Consider the following 14,856-nt stretch of genomic DNA (forward strand, 5'->3'; position numbering starts at 1 on the left):
CTAGTGGCTCGTATCGCATTGTTGGACGGTTAGCAGCCTCACGCGGGCGGCAATAGCGTGGTGGTCGACGATGCGCTGGGGTGGGGAGGTGGCATGGGAGGAATGGGTCTGCGGTTCGCCGCCTACGTGCCGCGTCCGCTTGAGCGGCACGCCCCCGCGTCCGCAGTGGTGGCGGAGGCGACCGGGGACGACGTGTCGGTGCTGGCCGTGTTGCAGGCCCGGGCGCGCGGTGGTTCGGCGCGCGAATGGGCGGGCCGCATCCATCGGGCGCGCTGTGGCGATCGCAGCCTTGTGGTCACTGCGAAGGTGGCCGGCGAAGCCGTCGGATATGCGAACGTGGCATTCCTTCCTGAACACCCTATGGACCATGCCCCGGCCGGCTACTACCTGACCGGCGTCACGGTGGATCCTGCCTGGCGGCGGCGCGGCATAGCGAGGCTGCTGACCCGGCGGCGCATGGACTGGGTCTGGGAACGGGACTCGGCAATCTGGTGCTTCATCTCCGCCCGGAACCGCGCCTCGCTCGACTTGCATCGAGAACTCGGGTTCCATCACGTGCTGTTCGGCGCCTCGTTCCAGGGCGTCGAGTTCACTGGCGGTGAGGGTTGGCTTCTGCGGGCGGACCGGCCGCAATCGTGACGGCATGGGGTGCGTGGGCTCCGGACCCGGCTCAGTCGCACCCGGGGTCACTGAATTGCGCCACCCTTTCCCACTGCGGGGACAGTCGGTGGCTTGTCAGGCAGCCTGGGGCCTGGGCGAGGGATTCGGTCCACTGACGGATCGGTGAGTCGGGCGCGAAGTCAACACCGCCCCCATCGAAACCGGCATCGAGTCCTACTGTCCGGCTCGCCCCAGAGCCAAGCAGAATGGCAGGGGCGAAGTGGACCACCGCGACACGATGCCCCGAGTGGACTCGGACCCGGGGAGAGGCCAGATGCGGGGGGGGCAAGTCGCTCGCGCCTGGGTGCCGCTTCTGGTGTTGTGAGCGGCACGACGTACTCGGGTTTTGAGGGGACAGGCCGTGACGGACGACGGATGCATCTTCTGTGCAATAGCCGGGAGGAAAGCGGACGCCAGCATCGTCCACGAAGACGACTCGGTGATCGCTCCTATGGATCTCCAGCCCGTCACCCCGGGCCACCTGCTGGTCATCCCCAAGGCGCACGCGGTGGGGCTGGAGGATCTTCAGGAGGACGTCGGCGTTCAGGTCTGGAAAGTGGCACATCAGCTCGGACGTGCACTCCGCCGATCAGGCTTGCGGTGTGAGGGCGTCAACTTGTTCCTTGCGGACGGCGAAGCAGCCTTCCAGGAGGTTTTCCACGTTCACCTGCATGTCTTTCCCCGCTTCACAGGTGACCCATTTCGCATTGATGCTGACTGGCGCGTCCAGGAACGCGACCAACTCGACAAGACGGCTGCTGCCGTCCGTGGCGGCCTCGCTGCCCTCGACGACCTCGACGACCTCGACGACAGACAACGACGCTGACGGCCTTCGCTCTTCGGGCCGGACGGTCTTTCGTCTGAGGCGCCGAGGAAGCACGCCACCTCACAAGGGGGCGCCGTATCCGTCCGTGCGCACGTCCCTGAGTCGGGCTTGAACTGCTTCGGCATCGGGGTGGTCGAGTTCCAGGAAGATTTCCAGGGCGCGCTGCCAGGCGGTGCGGGCGGCTTCAGGGTCACCTGCTGCGAGGTGTGTCTCGCCTGAGCGGGTGAGGATCTCACCCTGGCGGTAGCGGTCGCCCAAGTGCTGGTGTAGCTCGAGGGCGTTGCTGTAGCACGCGAGAGCGCGGTCGTGTTCTTTGAGGTGGTGGTGGATGTAGCCGAGGCTGTCCCAGGTGGCGGCCTGCCCGTGCGGTGATCCGAGTTGCTCGAACATGTGCAGGGCCTGCTCGCAGGGTGCCACGGCCTCCTGGCATCGGTCCAGCAGACAGAGGTCCACGCTGATCGAGTTGAGAGCGTGGGCCATGCCGCTGAGGTTGCCGTCGGCCTCGTAGAGGGCGTGGGCCTGCCGGGAGTGGGTCAATGACTCCGAACAGCCTTGCTGGAACCCCAACAGCCAGGCCGCGTGTTGGTGCATGCGGGCCTGCCCGGTCCGGTCGCCGAGTTCGGTGAAGAGCGCAAGGGCCCGGTCGAGATGGTGGCGCGCGTTGCCGTGTCGCCCGAGCCGGCCCAGAGCCCAGGCAAGGCCTGCGTGCATCCAAGCCTGCCCGGCCGTATCCCCGGCGCGTTGGGCGGCGTGCAGGACACGTTCGTGGGTGGCCACGGCCGAGTGCCAGTGGCCCTGCATGTCCAAGAAGGTGGTGAGTATCCCGGCCAGCTGCCAGGCGTGAGTGACGAAGTCGGTGTCGGTGGCGAGTTCCATGGCCGCGTCCAAGACCGGCAGCTCGCTGCTGAGCCAGACGATGGCGGCACCCTGATCGGCGGGTTTCACTGGAGCGACGCCGGGCGCGTGCGGCGGGAGGGCGATGGAGTGCGGGCTCCTTGTCACATATGCTTGGGCGTTTGCGGCGCTGTGGAGGTAGTGGTCGAGGATGCGTCGCACGGCGTCGTGCCGTTCGTCCTTGGTGTCGATTGCCTCGGCGAGTTCGGCGGCGTAGGCGCGCAGCAGGTCGTGCAGGGTGTACCGGCCGGGGCTGTACTCGTCGATCAGGTGGGCGCGGGCCAGTTCGGCCAGGGGCGGGCGCAGCTGTTCGGTGGTGGTGCCGGCCAGGGCGGCCATGGCCGTTGTGGAGATGTCCGGGCCGGGGTAGTGGCCCAGTCGTCGGAAGAGTCGGGCGGCCGGTGGGGTCAGGGCGTGGTAGGACCAGGAGAAGACGGCCCGTACGCTCGCGGTGATTTCTCCGGTGTCGAAGGCGTCCAGGCGGTTCGGATCGGCCCGTAGCTCGGCCGCGAGGTGGGCAAGCGGGAAGTCGGGGCGTAGGGCGGCGCGGGCGGCGACGACGCCCAGGGCCAGTGGCAGTCCGCCGCAGCGTTCGAGCAGGTCGGCCACGGCTTCGGGTTCCGTTGCGACGCGTGCCGGGCTGAGGTGGTCGGCGAGTAATCGGTACCCCTCGGCGTCGTCGAGGGTGTCCACGGTGATGGGACGGGCACAGTGCGCGGTGATCAGGCTGGGCAGCTGCTGGCGGCTGGTGACGAGCACGGTGCAGCTGGTGCCGCCGGGTAGGAGGGGGATGACCTGTTCGGAGTTGCGGGCGTTGTCGAGCACGATCAGCATCCGCCGTTCGGCCACCAGGCTCCGGTAGAGGGCTGCCTGGGCGTCCAGGTCCGCCGGGATGGAACGTGGGCTGGCGCCGAGCGCTTCGAGGAAGGTGTGTAACGCCGCGCCGGGTGGCATGGGCGACTGCGCCGGGTCGAAGCCGCGCAGGTTCACATACAGCTGCCCGTCGGGGAAGTCCTTGACCCTCTGGTGCGCCCAGTGCAGCGCGAGCCAGGTCTTGCCGATGCCGCCCGTCCCCCCGATCGCGGAGATCACCAGGGTGGCACCGTGATCGCCGTCCCTGCCCAGGGCATCATCCAGACGGGCCAGCTCGCGGGAGCGGCCCGTGAAGATCGCTGGAGGCGCCGGCAGCTGCCGCGGCACAGGAACAGCGGCCCGCCCGGGCACGGTCACCGGTCGCGCAGGTGCCGTCAGGGTCGGGTCGGCCTGGAGGATGCGTTGGTGTAGTTCGGCGAGTTCCGGCCCCGGGTCGACGCCGAGTTCGTCTGCGAGGAGTCGGCGGATGTCGGCGTAGACGTCGAATGCTTCCGCCTGCCGGCCGCTGCGGTACAACGCCAGCATCAACAACGCGCGCAGCCGCTCCCGCAGCGGGTACTGGGCAGCCAACGCCGTCAGGTCGGAGATCACGTCGTTGTGCAGGCCCGCCTCCAGGCTGATCTCGCTGCGCAGCTCCAGCAGGCCGAGCTTGAACTGTGCCAGGCGCTCGCGTTGGGCGTGAGCGTAAGGGCCTGCAACTCCCGCCAGCGGCTCGCCCTCCCACAGCACCACCGCCTTGTCCAAGGCCTCCCGCGCCGCGGACAGATCCCCCTCCGCGCGGGCCTGCTGCGCCTGCGCCTGGTACCGCTCGCACACGGTCAGATCCAGCTCTCCCGGCGCAACCCGGAGCAGGTATCCGCCGGCCTCGGAGACCAGCACGTCAGAGCCGACCGTCCTGCGTAGCCTGGAGGCGTAGGTACGCACCGTGGCCAGAGCCCGATCGGGGGGCGTCTCGCCCCACAGCGCGTCGATGAGTTCCGCGGCGGAAACCACCCGGCTCTCCTGTAACAGCAGGACGCACAACATCGCGCGCTCCTGAGGACCGCCCACCCGCAGCGCGTCGGGCCCGCGCCAGATACGCACCGGCCCCAGCACCGTGAACCGAAGCGGAGCCGGCGACGTCACCGATACACCTGAACCACCCAAGCTCACCTGGGCTTCCAAAGCCTGATCGCTTCGGCGGTGCACAGGAACGCAGAAGCCCAGCTGCTCCAACGGCATGCCGAACATCTCTTCCAGCACCCGCTGCTTCGAGGGGCGTGGACACGGCGGATCGGGCTGACGCCACCGGTGAAACTGCCGCGCCGTCACCTCCCCCGGCTCCCCCGGCTCCCCCAGCCTCCCGGCCACCACCGCATAGGCAGCACGGAACACCGCAGGCTGACCCCACCCACGCTCCTCACACGCCACAGCAAAGGTCGTCGCCTGCCCCATCGCACCCATCCCCCGCACCCCCGGCTGCGCACGCCCGGCTCCAACACCACACCGTAGGGGCCCAGACCAAACAGCTCACAGGGGCCAATCAGCCGAAGGTCCGTGTCGCCTCGCCACCCATGCTTCATGGGGGCTGTTCGGAGGCGGAATGCAACGACGCGCGCTTCTGACAAACCCGAGCCATGTCAACCGCGTACGCGAGTTCCGCTCTCCTTAACGGCTCTCCTGGTGTCCGGGTTGGGTACCACTCCAGAAAATACGGACCCGCTGGCGGACTCCCGCACCGTTGACAGGGAATCCCGGGCTGCGCGGAATTCGCAGCCTGATGCCTTGCTCGGCCGCCGGGTTCGGCCTCGAAGCCCACCTGGCGCCGCCGTCACGGTGTGACGCAAGCTGGTCCGCATGGATTGGTTGCCACTGCTCTCCACCTTGGCCGGGGCCGTGATCGGCATCGTCGCTACGCTCATCGCGGATCGGAACCGGTGGAAGCGCGAGGATGCCAAGGACGCTCTCAAGCTACGGCTGGACGCCTACACGCAGTACACCACCGTCGTGAAGGTCCTGGGTGAGACCCTGCGGGCCTTGGCCGGGCGAGAAAACCCTTTCCATGAAGAGCGGGCACTTGCGCTACGCGAAGCCTTTCGGGACTCGGGCATCGCCATCGCATCCGAACGGATGTGGCTCATTGCGCCCGAACCTGTCGTCAAGGCCTCCAACAGCGTGTACCACTGCCTGCGGCGCATCTGCGACGGATACATCGACGGCACTGCCGTCAGTAGTCCGGAGGATCAGGCGCGCTGGGAGGCACGTGGCAAGGCGGCCGCCGAGATGCGCAAGCTCATGCGGGAAGACCTTGGCGTGGGCCCGCTCACCGAACGTCACAGCGCTTGAGTGGTCGGTAGGGGGTTCCGCGGCTCGGACGCTTGTCGGGGAGAGTGGCATAGCCGTGGCGGAGCGACACCGGACTGTAGAGAGACAAGCGGAGGGGAGGACGGACATGCAGAGGTACGTCCACCACCAATTGATGACCGTTGTCGAAGCGGCGTGCGCAGTGGCGATCAACGCGGCTGTGGTGTTCGGTGTGAGCGGTCCTCCCAAGGGGGACGCCGGTTGGCAGGCCGTTGTTTTCGTCATTGCGCTCGCCGCCGTATTCGGGGCTCTCGTCTTCACCGGGTCAGCCTGGCTGGGCGGCGAAAGGCGTGACTTCGAGAGCGCGGTTCCTCTGGCCAGCCCTGAGACGGTACTACCTGCGCCGCGCGAGTCTCTCCGCCACAGCTTTGAGTGGGCCTTCGTCGTCCTTCTGGTGGCGCCGAGCCTGGTCATCGGCCTGATATGGGAATCCTGGGTGGCGTTATGGCCACTGGTGATCGTGATCGATCGGCTCGCAAGGGGCGCATACGGAATCTACTGGGAACGACGCCACGGTCTACTGCTGTGGCGGGGGAACGTTCCGGACCAGCCTTCTGGGGAAGGGCCAACACCTCTATTCATCCATACGGCAACCCACGCCCTAAGAGGCATGCACGATCTCCTTCGGCGGTTGTGCCGTTGCGTTCATGCTGCGAGTCAACGCCGATTGCCCTTCCCGCAACATCAGCGCGCGTACCCAACCGAGTGTGCCTGAGGTACGCACCGGGTCCGCGAGCGGCGCGCCGCGCGGGATGTCAAGGGTCGCGCCGGGAGCCCGGCTGCCCGCCCGCTCAGCGCAGCAGCGCGTCGAGGAACGGGCTGGATAACACATGGTGGGGGTCGAGCCGGTCGAGCGTCGCGATCGCTTCATCCCAGCCCGGGCCGCCCCCGGCGCGCTGGCTGGCGGGGATGGCGCGGGTGAGGACGTCCGGGTCGGACCATGCGGCGGTGTCGCTGTAGGCCCAGCCCTTGGACCATTCCACGCGAACCGTCGCGCGGTCTCCGTCCAGGGTCAGGAGGAACTGCTCGATGTCGCGGTAGAAGCGGTGCAGGGCGGGTGTGGTCGGCAGGGAGAGGATGTCGATCCACACGGCGGTGTCGATGTCCGGCCGGTCGGGACGCGGCCGCAAGGCGGACAGCAGCGGGGGCCGCGCGTCGGGGACGCCGCACACGGATGGATCCTCCAGGCCCGTCACACGGATCTCCACCTGACCGTTGACCGGGTACTCGCCGCGTGCCGCGTACTGAGCGAGCAGCGTGCGGTAGAAGTCGGCGAACTGGCTGACCACCCATTGCAGATCGGCGCGGCGGGTGAGGACGGCGTAGCCGTTGGCGGTCTCGCGCAGCGTGGTGGGCCGCACGTACTGCAAGAGGTTGCGGGAGGCGCCCCACAGGTCCGAGCGCAGGCCGCCGGCCAGCAGGTGGGTGAGCACGTCGCCGGTCAGCACGTCCCGCACGGGGGTCCCCGAGAGCAGGACGTCGGTGATGTCGCCGGTCAACGCGACCTTGGCCAGCAGGTACTGGACCTGCCCGAAGAGCGGCGCGCTCGCCCAGGCCCCGGAGACCAGGTCCCCGGCCAGCCGGGCCACCGGCTCGGGGAGGGAGTCGGAGAACGGGTAGTTGTACGGTTCGTCGACCGCGCGGGCGGTGAACGGCCGGTTCGGGGCAACGCTCCAGACCTTCAGCCAGGGGTTGCCGGTGAAGGCGAACCAGATCGCCTCCACCCGGCCGGTGCGGTCCACGAAGCCGGCCAGGGTCCGGGTGCCGACCGGGGCGCCGGGGGCGGCGAACAGTTCGGTGGCGGGGATGTCCAGAAAGGACTGGCAGCGGAGGTTGTCGTCGGTGCCCGTCCGCAGGACGGCCTCGGTGACGAGCGAGCGGCCGAGGTGGGTGAGGAGCGCGGCGCAGTCGGGCTCGGCTCGGTTGACGCTCCGCAGGACGTAGCGGCCGGCGTCGTCGTCCCAGACGACCACGGTCAGTTCGGTGACCAGGTTGCTCAGCGAGCCGTAGCCGTGGCCGGGCGAAGGTCTCTCGCCGACGGCGGGGGCGGCCGTGCCGTGCGCACCGATGGCGAGCGCACCACCGACCGACAGATCACCGGGTGCCGGCGCGGAGACGACCCCGTACCCGCCCGCGCCGGCGAAAGCGAGCAGCGTCTCCAGCGAGGCGCCGGCCTGGCCCCGGACCCCGGCCGACCCGTCGGCGGCCTGCCGCTCCAGCGACACCGCGGTGAGGTGCACGGTGGTGTCCAGCAGGACGACCCGGGCCGCGGCGGGTGTGCCGTCGGCGACCGTGAGGGGGGCCCAGCCGTGCCGGTGCCCTTGCGCGCGTACCGTCCAGCCGGCGCCGTAGGCCCAGTTGACGACGTCGAGCACCTCCTGAGGGCTGCGGGGCGCGCACGTCCACAGCCGGTCGGTATGGATCTCACCGGCCCAGTTCTCGTAGGCGCGCTGGTAGACGTCGATCCCGGCCGGGAAGCCCGGCGGCAGTGGCGCTGCCGCGTACGCACTGCCCGGCCGGACCAGCCCGGGCAGCAGCCAGACCGCGCCGCTCGCGGCGGCCGACGACGCGAGCAGCCTGCGCCGCGACGGCCCGCCGCCCTGGTTCGAAGGGTCGCCCGTCATCCGTACATCCCCCTGCCCCGCTCCGGACCGGCCTGCCGGACCGGTCGAGCACGCACATTACCCAGCAACGAGGGCCTTACGGTCATACGTTCGGTCGATTCACATGAACGAGTGAATGTCTCGTGAATCAACCTATCTCGGGAGCTCAAGCCATATAGGAGTCCTGCCCGGTCTACCCGGTGCAGGCAAGAGGCAGCGGCGACCCGCGCCGGCGGCCCGGGTGCCGGACGAGCGATCCCTGCCGAACTCAAGTGGAACGGCCAGGTGAGAAGGCGGGGCAGGAGACGCCGCCCGTCCACGGGGCGTCGAAGTCGGCTGCGGTGAGGGTGATCCCCGTCAGGACGCGTACGGCGAGGATGAGGCAGCCTTCGGGCTCTTCCGTGTCGGCTTCGCCGCTGGGTTCGCAGTCCTCGGAGGCATCGAAGCCGGCTGCGGTGAGGGAGGCGACGACGGGGTGGCCGGTGTCCACGCTGCCGGAGGGTCCGCCGAAGTAGCCGCCGGACAGTTCCAGACGGCCGAGGATGGCGCCGTCGTGGGCGATGGTGGCCGTCTTCGTGTCGGGGTCGCGGTAGGCGCTGACGGCGGTACGGCCGTCGGCGGCGAGGGTGCGCAGGACGTCGTCGTCGAAGCCGATCCAGCTTTCGAATTCCACGGTGAGGGTCCAGCCGCCGGGCATTGCGCGGCCGAGGATGAAGGCGCCTTCGCCCTGGTGCTCCTGGAGGAAGCGTGTGGCGTGGTTCAGGCCCTCGGGGCAGGGGACGGGGTCGGCCACCCCCATGAGGTGGAGGGTTTCGGTGAGGGGGTGCGGGGCGAGGGTCATGCACCAGCCTTCGCCGAACATCTCGTCCAGGTCCACGGTGCGGGGCCTTTCTACTCGGGTCCGTCGGACGGTGTGGGGCCGCTATCTGCTGGGGACGTCGTCGACGGCCGGGGCGTGCACGACGACCGGTGCGCAGACGCGGCCGTCGAACCGGGCAGACACCCGACCACGAACGCCCGACGTCGGCTGTACTCGTTGAGTCGGAGCATGGCCTAGCGCTCGTGTTCCACGGCATCGCAGCCGTGCACGCCAGAACATCCCCATGACGCCGGAGTGCTGACGACATGACGAACCGCTGGATCGGAGTGACCGTATGACGAACCGCTGGACCGGAGTGACCGTCGACTGCGTCGACGTGGAACGGGTGGCACGCTTTTGGAGCACGCTGCTGGACCGCCCGCAAGGGCCCTCCGAACCCGGCTGGATCTACCTCGGCCAGCCCGACGACCCACTGCCCCGCCTCGTCTTCCAGCCTGTCGGCGAACCCAAACAGGGCAAGGTGCGTCTGCACCTCGACATCGCGGTCGACGACATCGACCAGGGCATCGCCCAGGTCGTCGCCCTCGGCGGCCGGTTCACAGGCGAGCGGCACGACTACGACGACGGTGTGGTCGTCGTCATGGCCGACCCCGAGGAGCACGAATTCTGCCTCACCCAGTACTACTGACACCGCACACAGCCCCGCCTTTCACGGCGCGCCAAGCGCCGACGCCCGACACCTTCGGCACGGCGACGGCGACGGCGACGGCGACGGTCTGCAACGCCACCCGGGCCCCGTGTCCTCCGACCGTCCCCCGACCCCCGTCCGACCCGACCGGCATCAGACGCTCGCAACGAAGCCGTAGAACACGCCGCGCCGTTGACCTGGTCCAGCCACCAGCCCACAGGCAGTGTCCGGCATCCAGGACAAGACCACGAACGGGTGACGTGATGCGTTCGAGCGCCCTTCTTTCCCCCTGGAGTGCGACCTGCCCGGCCCGTACCAGCCAATAGAACATCCGTCCATCATCTGCCCCTGAGAAGCCCGTTACGGACCCCCTGCGGAGGCGTTCTTAGAGCATCAGTACCCCTTACGCGCCCAGATGGAGGACGCCATGCATCCTGTACTCGCCCTCGTGCGCACGCCTCTTGGATTCGAACAGCGGCGGCCCGTCGCAAAAGCGTCCGTCGTCGACACGCAGAAGGTTGACGCCGCCGCCTCCCGTCGCTCAGCACGCCCGCAAACGAGGTGGGCGGCATGAGCGGACCCACCGATGCAGCCGCCGACAGCGCCCCCGAATCGCGCGCCGCCCGCCGGAATCCCCCGGACACCACGGCACCTGCCGAACCCGCGGGCGAACCGGAGGTCGTCCCCACCGCCTGCGAGCCGGACGCCACCTCGCAGACCGCTGCCCCCGGGTCGCAGATGCGGTACGTCGACCTGACCGGGAGGCGTGAAACGGCCGGCCGTTCCATTCGGATGCGTGACATGGCCCGTCGGCTGCCCCAGTTGGTGCGTCGTTCACTGGCGCTCGCCTGGCGGGTCGACCGGCGGGCGACCCTGGGCCTGCTGCTGTGCCAGGCGGTCTCCGGCGTGATGCAGGCCCTCGGCCTCGTCGCCATCAGTGGAACCCTCACCGCACTGCTGACCAGCGGACACGTCTACGACAGGCTGGTGCAGGCGTGGCCGTCCGTGGCCCTGCTGGCCGGCGCCAGCGGCGTACGCGCCCTGCTGGGCATCACCGTCAACTGGCTCTCCGCCCGCCTGGGCCCGCTGATGTCGCGCGAGGCCGAGCAGATGCTGCTGACCGGCTGTGCCGAGGTGGAGCTGTGCGCCTATGACGAACCCGACTTCAACCGCGCCCGTGAAGCCGCCGACCGCGGCGCCCAGGTCACCGGTGACCTGATCAACCAGGGCCAGGACCTGATCGCTTCAGGCGCCAGCTTCCTCGCCGGGGCGATCGTGCTGGCCGGAGTGCACTGGGTGCTCCTCCCGCTCCTGGTGGCGGCCAGCCTGCCACAGGCCGTCGCCCAGGTCAGCGCCGCCCGCGTACGGTACCTGGCGAACCTACGCAGCAACGGCGACCTGCGGATGCTGTCGGTGCTGCGCTGGCACATCTACACGAAGGACGCCGCCGACCAGATCCGCGCCAGCACCATGGCCGCGTTCCTGTCCGACCGATACCGGCAGACGGTCGCCCGGATCAACCGCGAGGACCGGTCCGCAGCCGACCAGGGCGCCCGCATGTCCCTGGTCGGCGCCCTGTGCGGAGGCCTGGGATCCGCAGTCGTGTGGGCGGCGGTCGTGTGGCTGCTGGCCAACGGCCGTATCAGCGTCGGCCATGCGGGAACGGCCGTCTTCGCCTTGCAGACGGTGGGCCAGTCGGTCCGCGCCCTGGTGTCCGTCGGGGCGCGAGCCGTGCGCACGGGACTGTTCATGGACGACTGGAGCGGCTTCCTGGACAAGGCGGGCGGGTTCCGCATGCACAGGGGCCCACGCCAGCCCGGGCCACCGCGGACCATCGAGATCAAGTCGGTCACCCACCGCTACGCAGGCAAGGACCAGGATGCACTGTCCGACGTGTCCCTCACCCTGCGCCAAGGCGAGGTCACCGCTTTGGTCGGCTTCAACGGCTCGGGCAAATCCACGCTTTCGAAGCTGGTCAGCGGCCTGTACCTGCCCACACACGGACAGGTGCTGTGGGACGGCGCCCCCACGGACCAGGCCGACCCGCAGGCGCTGTGGCAGCATGTGGCCCTGGTGCCGCAGGACTACGCGCACTGGCCACTGACCGCACGCGAGAACGTCACCCTCGGGCAGCCCACGGCACGCGGTGACGCCGCGGTGCAGGAAGCGTGCCAGGCCGCGGGCGCCGACGAGGTCGTCGACAGGCTCAACTCCGGCCTGGACACCCTCCTCGCCCGCGAGTGGCTGGGCGGTGAAGAGCTGAGCGGCGGACAGTGGCAGCGCATCGCCCTCGCGCGGGCGTTCTTCCGCAAGGCGGGGCTGCTCGTTCTCGACGAGCCGACCGCGAACCTGGACCCCCGTGCCGAACACCGCATCTTCCAGCGCCTGCGGGACCTCGCTCGGGACCGGGTAGTGCTGCTGGTCACGCATCGCATCACCAACGTCGCCGTGGCCGACCGGATCGTGGTTCTCGACGAAGGCACGATCGTGCAGGAAGGCACCTACCCGGAGCTCGCCCAGCAACCGGGCCTGTTCCAGCAACTGCTGTCGTACCAGGTCACCGCCGAGCAGGAGAGCCGGAAACACCAGACACCCGCATGAACCGCCCCACCACCACGTCAAGAAGCCCAGTCCCGATGGCTTCCCAGAGCCGGGCGGGCGCAGCCCATGAGGCCGTGGCCACCGCGGAGCGCAGTGTGGCCCTGTGCCGGCGTGCCGCGAACCACTCACCGGAGCGTTACGAGCCGGCCCTTGCCCGTGCGCTGCCGCTCCTGAGCCTCCTTCAGGGACGGGTCGACGACCCCGCAGCAGCCGTGGCGTCGGCCAGCGAAGGGGTGGCCCTCACCCGGCGCCTGGCCGAGTCCGACTGGCGGACGTACCACCCCCTGACCGCCCGACGGCTCCGTTTCCTCGCCCGTGCCCTGCTGCGCGCCGGTGACCATGCGGCTGCCCTGGCCTGCCTCGAGGAGTCCGAGTCCGTCCTGCGGGAGGTGCTGGAGCGCGCCGGTGCGGAGACCGACCGCCACACGCCCGAACTCGCCGAGACCCACTTCCACCTCGCCTTCGCCCTCCGTGCGGCAGCGCTGGCGCACCTCGCCGCCGGCCGCCCCGGCGAAGCGGTCACCGCACTGTGCGCTCTCCTTGCCCTCACACAGCGCGCCGACGGCACCGGTGTCCACGCCCTCTGCGTCAGGGCCTTCGCCGAGGCCCGCGCGGCGGAACCGGAGGAGATCGTGCCGGCGTGGCAGCGGCAGGTGGCCGAGCCGTACCCGACGTTCGTCTATCGCATCTCGACGGACGGGGCCTGAGATGACGGGCCTGCGCCCCCGGGAGCGCGGGATGCGCAGCGCACGCGTCGCCCTCAAGGGCAGGCCTGCCGTGTGTGCGTCGACGCATCGGCCGTACCCTCGCCGAGCAGGAGTGCAGCGACCGCCTCCGGGGCCTCGTGCATGGCGTCGTGGCCGGTCGGGAGGTCGTGCACCCGCCACTCGGGATCGGCTAGGAGTCGGGTGCGCAGTCCAGCGAACGGCGTCCGGTCCTCCCATCCCGAGCAGTAGACGAACTCCCGGCAGGGAACCCGAGCGAGCGCGCCGGTGAGCCGGATCGTCTGGAGGAACGACGCGAGGGGATGGGGACGGCGGCGGGGGTCGTCGCTGCCGCCGTCCGGCGGTCGGACGGCGTAGCCGGTGCCCGCCACGCCGGCGACGGCCACCGCCCGGAAGTACTCGTTCGTCGACGACCACCACGAGTCGCCGTCACGCGGCACGAAGGCGTCGAGATGCACCAGCCGTGAGATCCGGCCGTCGGCGCGGTCGGCGACGGCGGCGATCACCAACCCGGCGTAGCTGTGGCCGACCAGCGTCGCGCCGGTGATGTGGTTGTGCTCGAGGTACCGCACCACGTCGTCGGCGTGCGTGTCGAGGTTGGCGGTCGCGACCGTCGCGTTGTCGTCGTCCGGCCGCAGACCGGTCAGGGTCAGGGCGTGCACGGCATGACCGGCTCGCTCCAGCAACGGAACCACCTCCTCAAACGCCCAGGAACCCTTCCAGGCGCCGGGCACGAGGACGAACGTTGCCATGCGTCTCTCCTTCTGTCGCAAGCCGCGGCGGCGAGGCGCGCCACCGCGCCGCCGTGTGGTCCGCTCGGACGCTCCGCCCGTCTGAAGACCACTCCGCATGGAGGCAGTGTCACCAGATCACCGTGTGGCGTGCTACCGCTAGAATGCCAACCGATGCCCGTTCGCCGCCAACCTCGCCCGACGGCCGGTGTGACGTCACATGTGTGGCCCTCCGGCGGGCGCCACCTGTGGCCGTCCGGCGAGACAAGCGCCGTGCAGTCGCACGCACGGGGACACCTGGTATACGCGGCCAGCGGCGTCTTGGCGGTTCACACCCAGTACGGCACGTCGATCGTCCCCGCCAACCGGGTCGCCTGGACCCCCGCCGGCTTCACGCACTACCACCGCGCCCATGGCGACACCGATATGCGGATCGTCTTCCTCGCACCGTCCCTCGCCCGGCTCCTGCCGGACGATCCCGCCGTGTTCCGGGCCTCCGGCCTGGCCCGCGAGGTCCTGCTCGCGCTGACCGGCCCTCGCAACTACGACGATGACGCGCCGCACTACAGCCGCGCCGCGCGCACTCGCCTCCTTCGCGTCCTCGTCGATGAACTCCGCGAAGCGCACGAGCAGCCACTGCACCTGCCGGAGCCACGGGACGACCGGCTGCAGGCCATCGCCCGGATGCTGCGGGAGAAGCCGGCAGACAACACCACGCTGGCCGAACTCGGGAAGTCGATCGGAGCCAGCAACCGCACCCTCAGCCGGCTGTTCCGCAACGAACTCGGCATGACCTTCTATGAGTGGCGCACGCAGCTACGCGTCTACCACGCACTCGTACTCCTCGCTGCCGGCCACGACACCATCCGAACCGCCTACGCCTGCGGATGGGCCAACCCCAGCAGCTTCATCGCGGCGTTCACCCACATCATCGGAACGACCCCGGGCCGCTACCGAACCGGTCTCCAGACCACTGCCCACGCCTCCCGACTCCCGACGGCGGCCGCGTCCTCGGGGTGACTCGTACTGGCTCACCCCCGGGCCGATGCGATCCTCCACCGCGACACGTGGCCGCACAGCTGCGATGCCGGA

The 14,856-nt window shown here is 69.7% G+C and carries 12 protein-coding genes; 8 read left to right on the forward strand and 4 right to left on the reverse strand.

Translation table 11 applies throughout. From position 1 onward, the window contains the following. The first annotated feature begins 102 nt into the window (after window positions 1–102). A complete protein-coding gene (locus NQO67_RS04580) occupies window positions 103–639 on the forward strand; it encodes a GNAT family N-acetyltransferase (protein ID WP_255946790.1) in 537 nt (178 codons plus the stop codon). Between the two features lie 382 nt (window positions 640–1,021). Beyond that, the gene (locus NQO67_RS04585; protein ID WP_255946792.1) at window positions 1,022–1,486 is read left to right on the forward strand and encodes an HIT family protein; all 465 of its coding nucleotides are present in this window, start codon (window positions 1,022–1,024) and stop codon (window positions 1,484–1,486) included. Between the two features lie 60 nt (window positions 1,487–1,546). Here NQO67_RS04585 and NQO67_RS04590 read toward each other — a convergent pair whose 3' ends face one another. After that, window positions 1,547–4,336: an AfsR/SARP family transcriptional regulator gene (locus NQO67_RS04590; protein ID WP_255946794.1), complete on the reverse strand. Its 2,790-nt coding sequence runs from the start codon at window positions 4,334–4,336 to the stop codon at window positions 1,547–1,549. A gap of 753 nt (window positions 4,337–5,089) precedes the next feature. Here NQO67_RS04590 and NQO67_RS04595 point away from each other — a divergent pair. Together NQO67_RS04595 and NQO67_RS04600 are read left to right on the forward strand one after the other, a co-directional pair. Next, window positions 5,090–5,578 carry a hypothetical protein gene (locus NQO67_RS04595; protein WP_255946796.1) on the forward strand — a complete coding sequence of 163 codons (489 nt, stop codon included), beginning with the start codon at window positions 5,090–5,092 and terminating at the stop codon, window positions 5,576–5,578. A 133-nt stretch (window positions 5,579–5,711) separates the two neighbouring features. Then, on the forward strand, window positions 5,712–6,311 hold the full coding sequence (locus NQO67_RS04600; protein ID WP_255946798.1) for a hypothetical protein: 600 nt from the start codon (window positions 5,712–5,714) through the stop codon (window positions 6,309–6,311). A 76-nt stretch (window positions 6,312–6,387) separates the two neighbouring features. On the opposite strand, the gene NQO67_RS04605 is transcribed toward NQO67_RS04600, so the two are convergent. Together NQO67_RS04605 and NQO67_RS04610 are read right to left on the reverse strand one after the other, a co-directional pair. Next, window positions 6,388–8,220 (reverse strand): cholesterol oxidase substrate-binding domain-containing protein, encoded by a 1,833-nt coding sequence (locus NQO67_RS04605; RefSeq protein ID WP_255946808.1) that lies wholly within the window; start codon window positions 8,218–8,220, stop codon window positions 6,388–6,390. Between the two features lie 247 nt (window positions 8,221–8,467). Next, window positions 8,468–9,076 (reverse strand): DUF6461 domain-containing protein, encoded by a 609-nt coding sequence (locus NQO67_RS04610; protein ID WP_255946810.1) that lies wholly within the window; start codon window positions 9,074–9,076, stop codon window positions 8,468–8,470. Window positions 9,077–9,353: 277 nt separating this feature from the next. Here NQO67_RS04610 and NQO67_RS04615 point away from each other — a divergent pair, with 277 nt between their 5' ends. The 3 genes from NQO67_RS04615 to NQO67_RS04625 all read left to right on the forward strand — a co-directional run bounded on the left by NQO67_RS04615 (window position 9,354) and on the right by NQO67_RS04625 (window position 13,015). Next, a complete protein-coding gene (locus NQO67_RS04615; RefSeq protein ID WP_255946812.1) occupies window positions 9,354–9,707 on the forward strand; it encodes a VOC family protein in 354 nt (117 codons plus the stop codon). A 738-nt stretch (window positions 9,708–10,445) separates the two neighbouring features. Further along, window positions 10,446–12,308, forward strand: a complete 1,863-nt coding sequence (locus NQO67_RS04620; protein WP_255946814.1) for an ABC transporter ATP-binding protein — start codon at window positions 10,446–10,448, stop codon at window positions 12,306–12,308. A 35-nt stretch (window positions 12,309–12,343) separates the two neighbouring features. After that, on the forward strand, window positions 12,344–13,015 hold the full coding sequence (locus tag NQO67_RS04625) for a tetratricopeptide repeat protein (RefSeq protein WP_255946816.1): 672 nt from the start codon (window positions 12,344–12,346) through the stop codon (window positions 13,013–13,015). Window positions 13,016–13,068: 53 nt separating this feature from the next. Here the strand turns inward: NQO67_RS04625 and NQO67_RS04630 are convergent, their stop codons facing one another. Next, window positions 13,069–13,785, reverse strand: a complete 717-nt coding sequence (locus NQO67_RS04630; protein WP_255946818.1) for an alpha/beta fold hydrolase — start codon at window positions 13,783–13,785, stop codon at window positions 13,069–13,071. A gap of 252 nt (window positions 13,786–14,037) precedes the next feature. On the opposite strand from NQO67_RS04630, the gene NQO67_RS04635 reads away from it, so the two are divergent. Then, on the forward strand, window positions 14,038–14,784 hold the full coding sequence (locus NQO67_RS04635) for an AraC family transcriptional regulator (RefSeq protein WP_374118898.1): 747 nt from the start codon (window positions 14,038–14,040) through the stop codon (window positions 14,782–14,784). The last annotated feature ends 72 nt before the right edge of the window (window positions 14,785–14,856 follow it).

The organism is Streptomyces odontomachi (genome assembly GCF_024435355.1).
Taxonomy (GTDB): domain Bacteria; phylum Actinomycetota; class Actinomycetes; order Streptomycetales; family Streptomycetaceae; genus Streptomyces; species Streptomyces odontomachi.

Bases quoted from the DNA above. Each gene is read 5' to 3' on its own strand.
- NQO67_RS04630 (WP_255946818.1), bottom strand. From the start codon at position 13,785: ATGGCAACGTTCGTCCTCGTGCCCGGCGCCTGGAAGGGTTCCTGGGCG.
- NQO67_RS04600 (WP_255946798.1), top strand. From the start codon at position 5,712: ATGACCGTTGTCGAAGCGGCGTGCGCAGTGGCGATCAACGCGGCTGTG.
- NQO67_RS04595 (WP_255946796.1), top strand. From the start codon at position 5,090: ATGGATTGGTTGCCACTGCTCTCCACCTTGGCCGGGGCCGTGATCGGC.
- NQO67_RS04580 (WP_255946790.1), top strand. From the start codon at position 103: ATGGGTCTGCGGTTCGCCGCCTACGTGCCGCGTCCGCTTGAGCGGCAC.
- NQO67_RS04620 (WP_255946814.1), top strand. From the start codon at position 10,446: ATGCGGTACGTCGACCTGACCGGGAGGCGTGAAACGGCCGGCCGTTCC.
- NQO67_RS04615 (WP_255946812.1), top strand. From the start codon at position 9,354: ATGACGAACCGCTGGACCGGAGTGACCGTCGACTGCGTCGACGTGGAA.
- NQO67_RS04625 (WP_255946816.1), top strand. From the start codon at position 12,344: ATGGCTTCCCAGAGCCGGGCGGGCGCAGCCCATGAGGCCGTGGCCACC.
- NQO67_RS04605 (WP_255946808.1), bottom strand. From the start codon at position 8,220: ATGACGGGCGACCCTTCGAACCAGGGCGGCGGGCCGTCGCGGCGCAGG.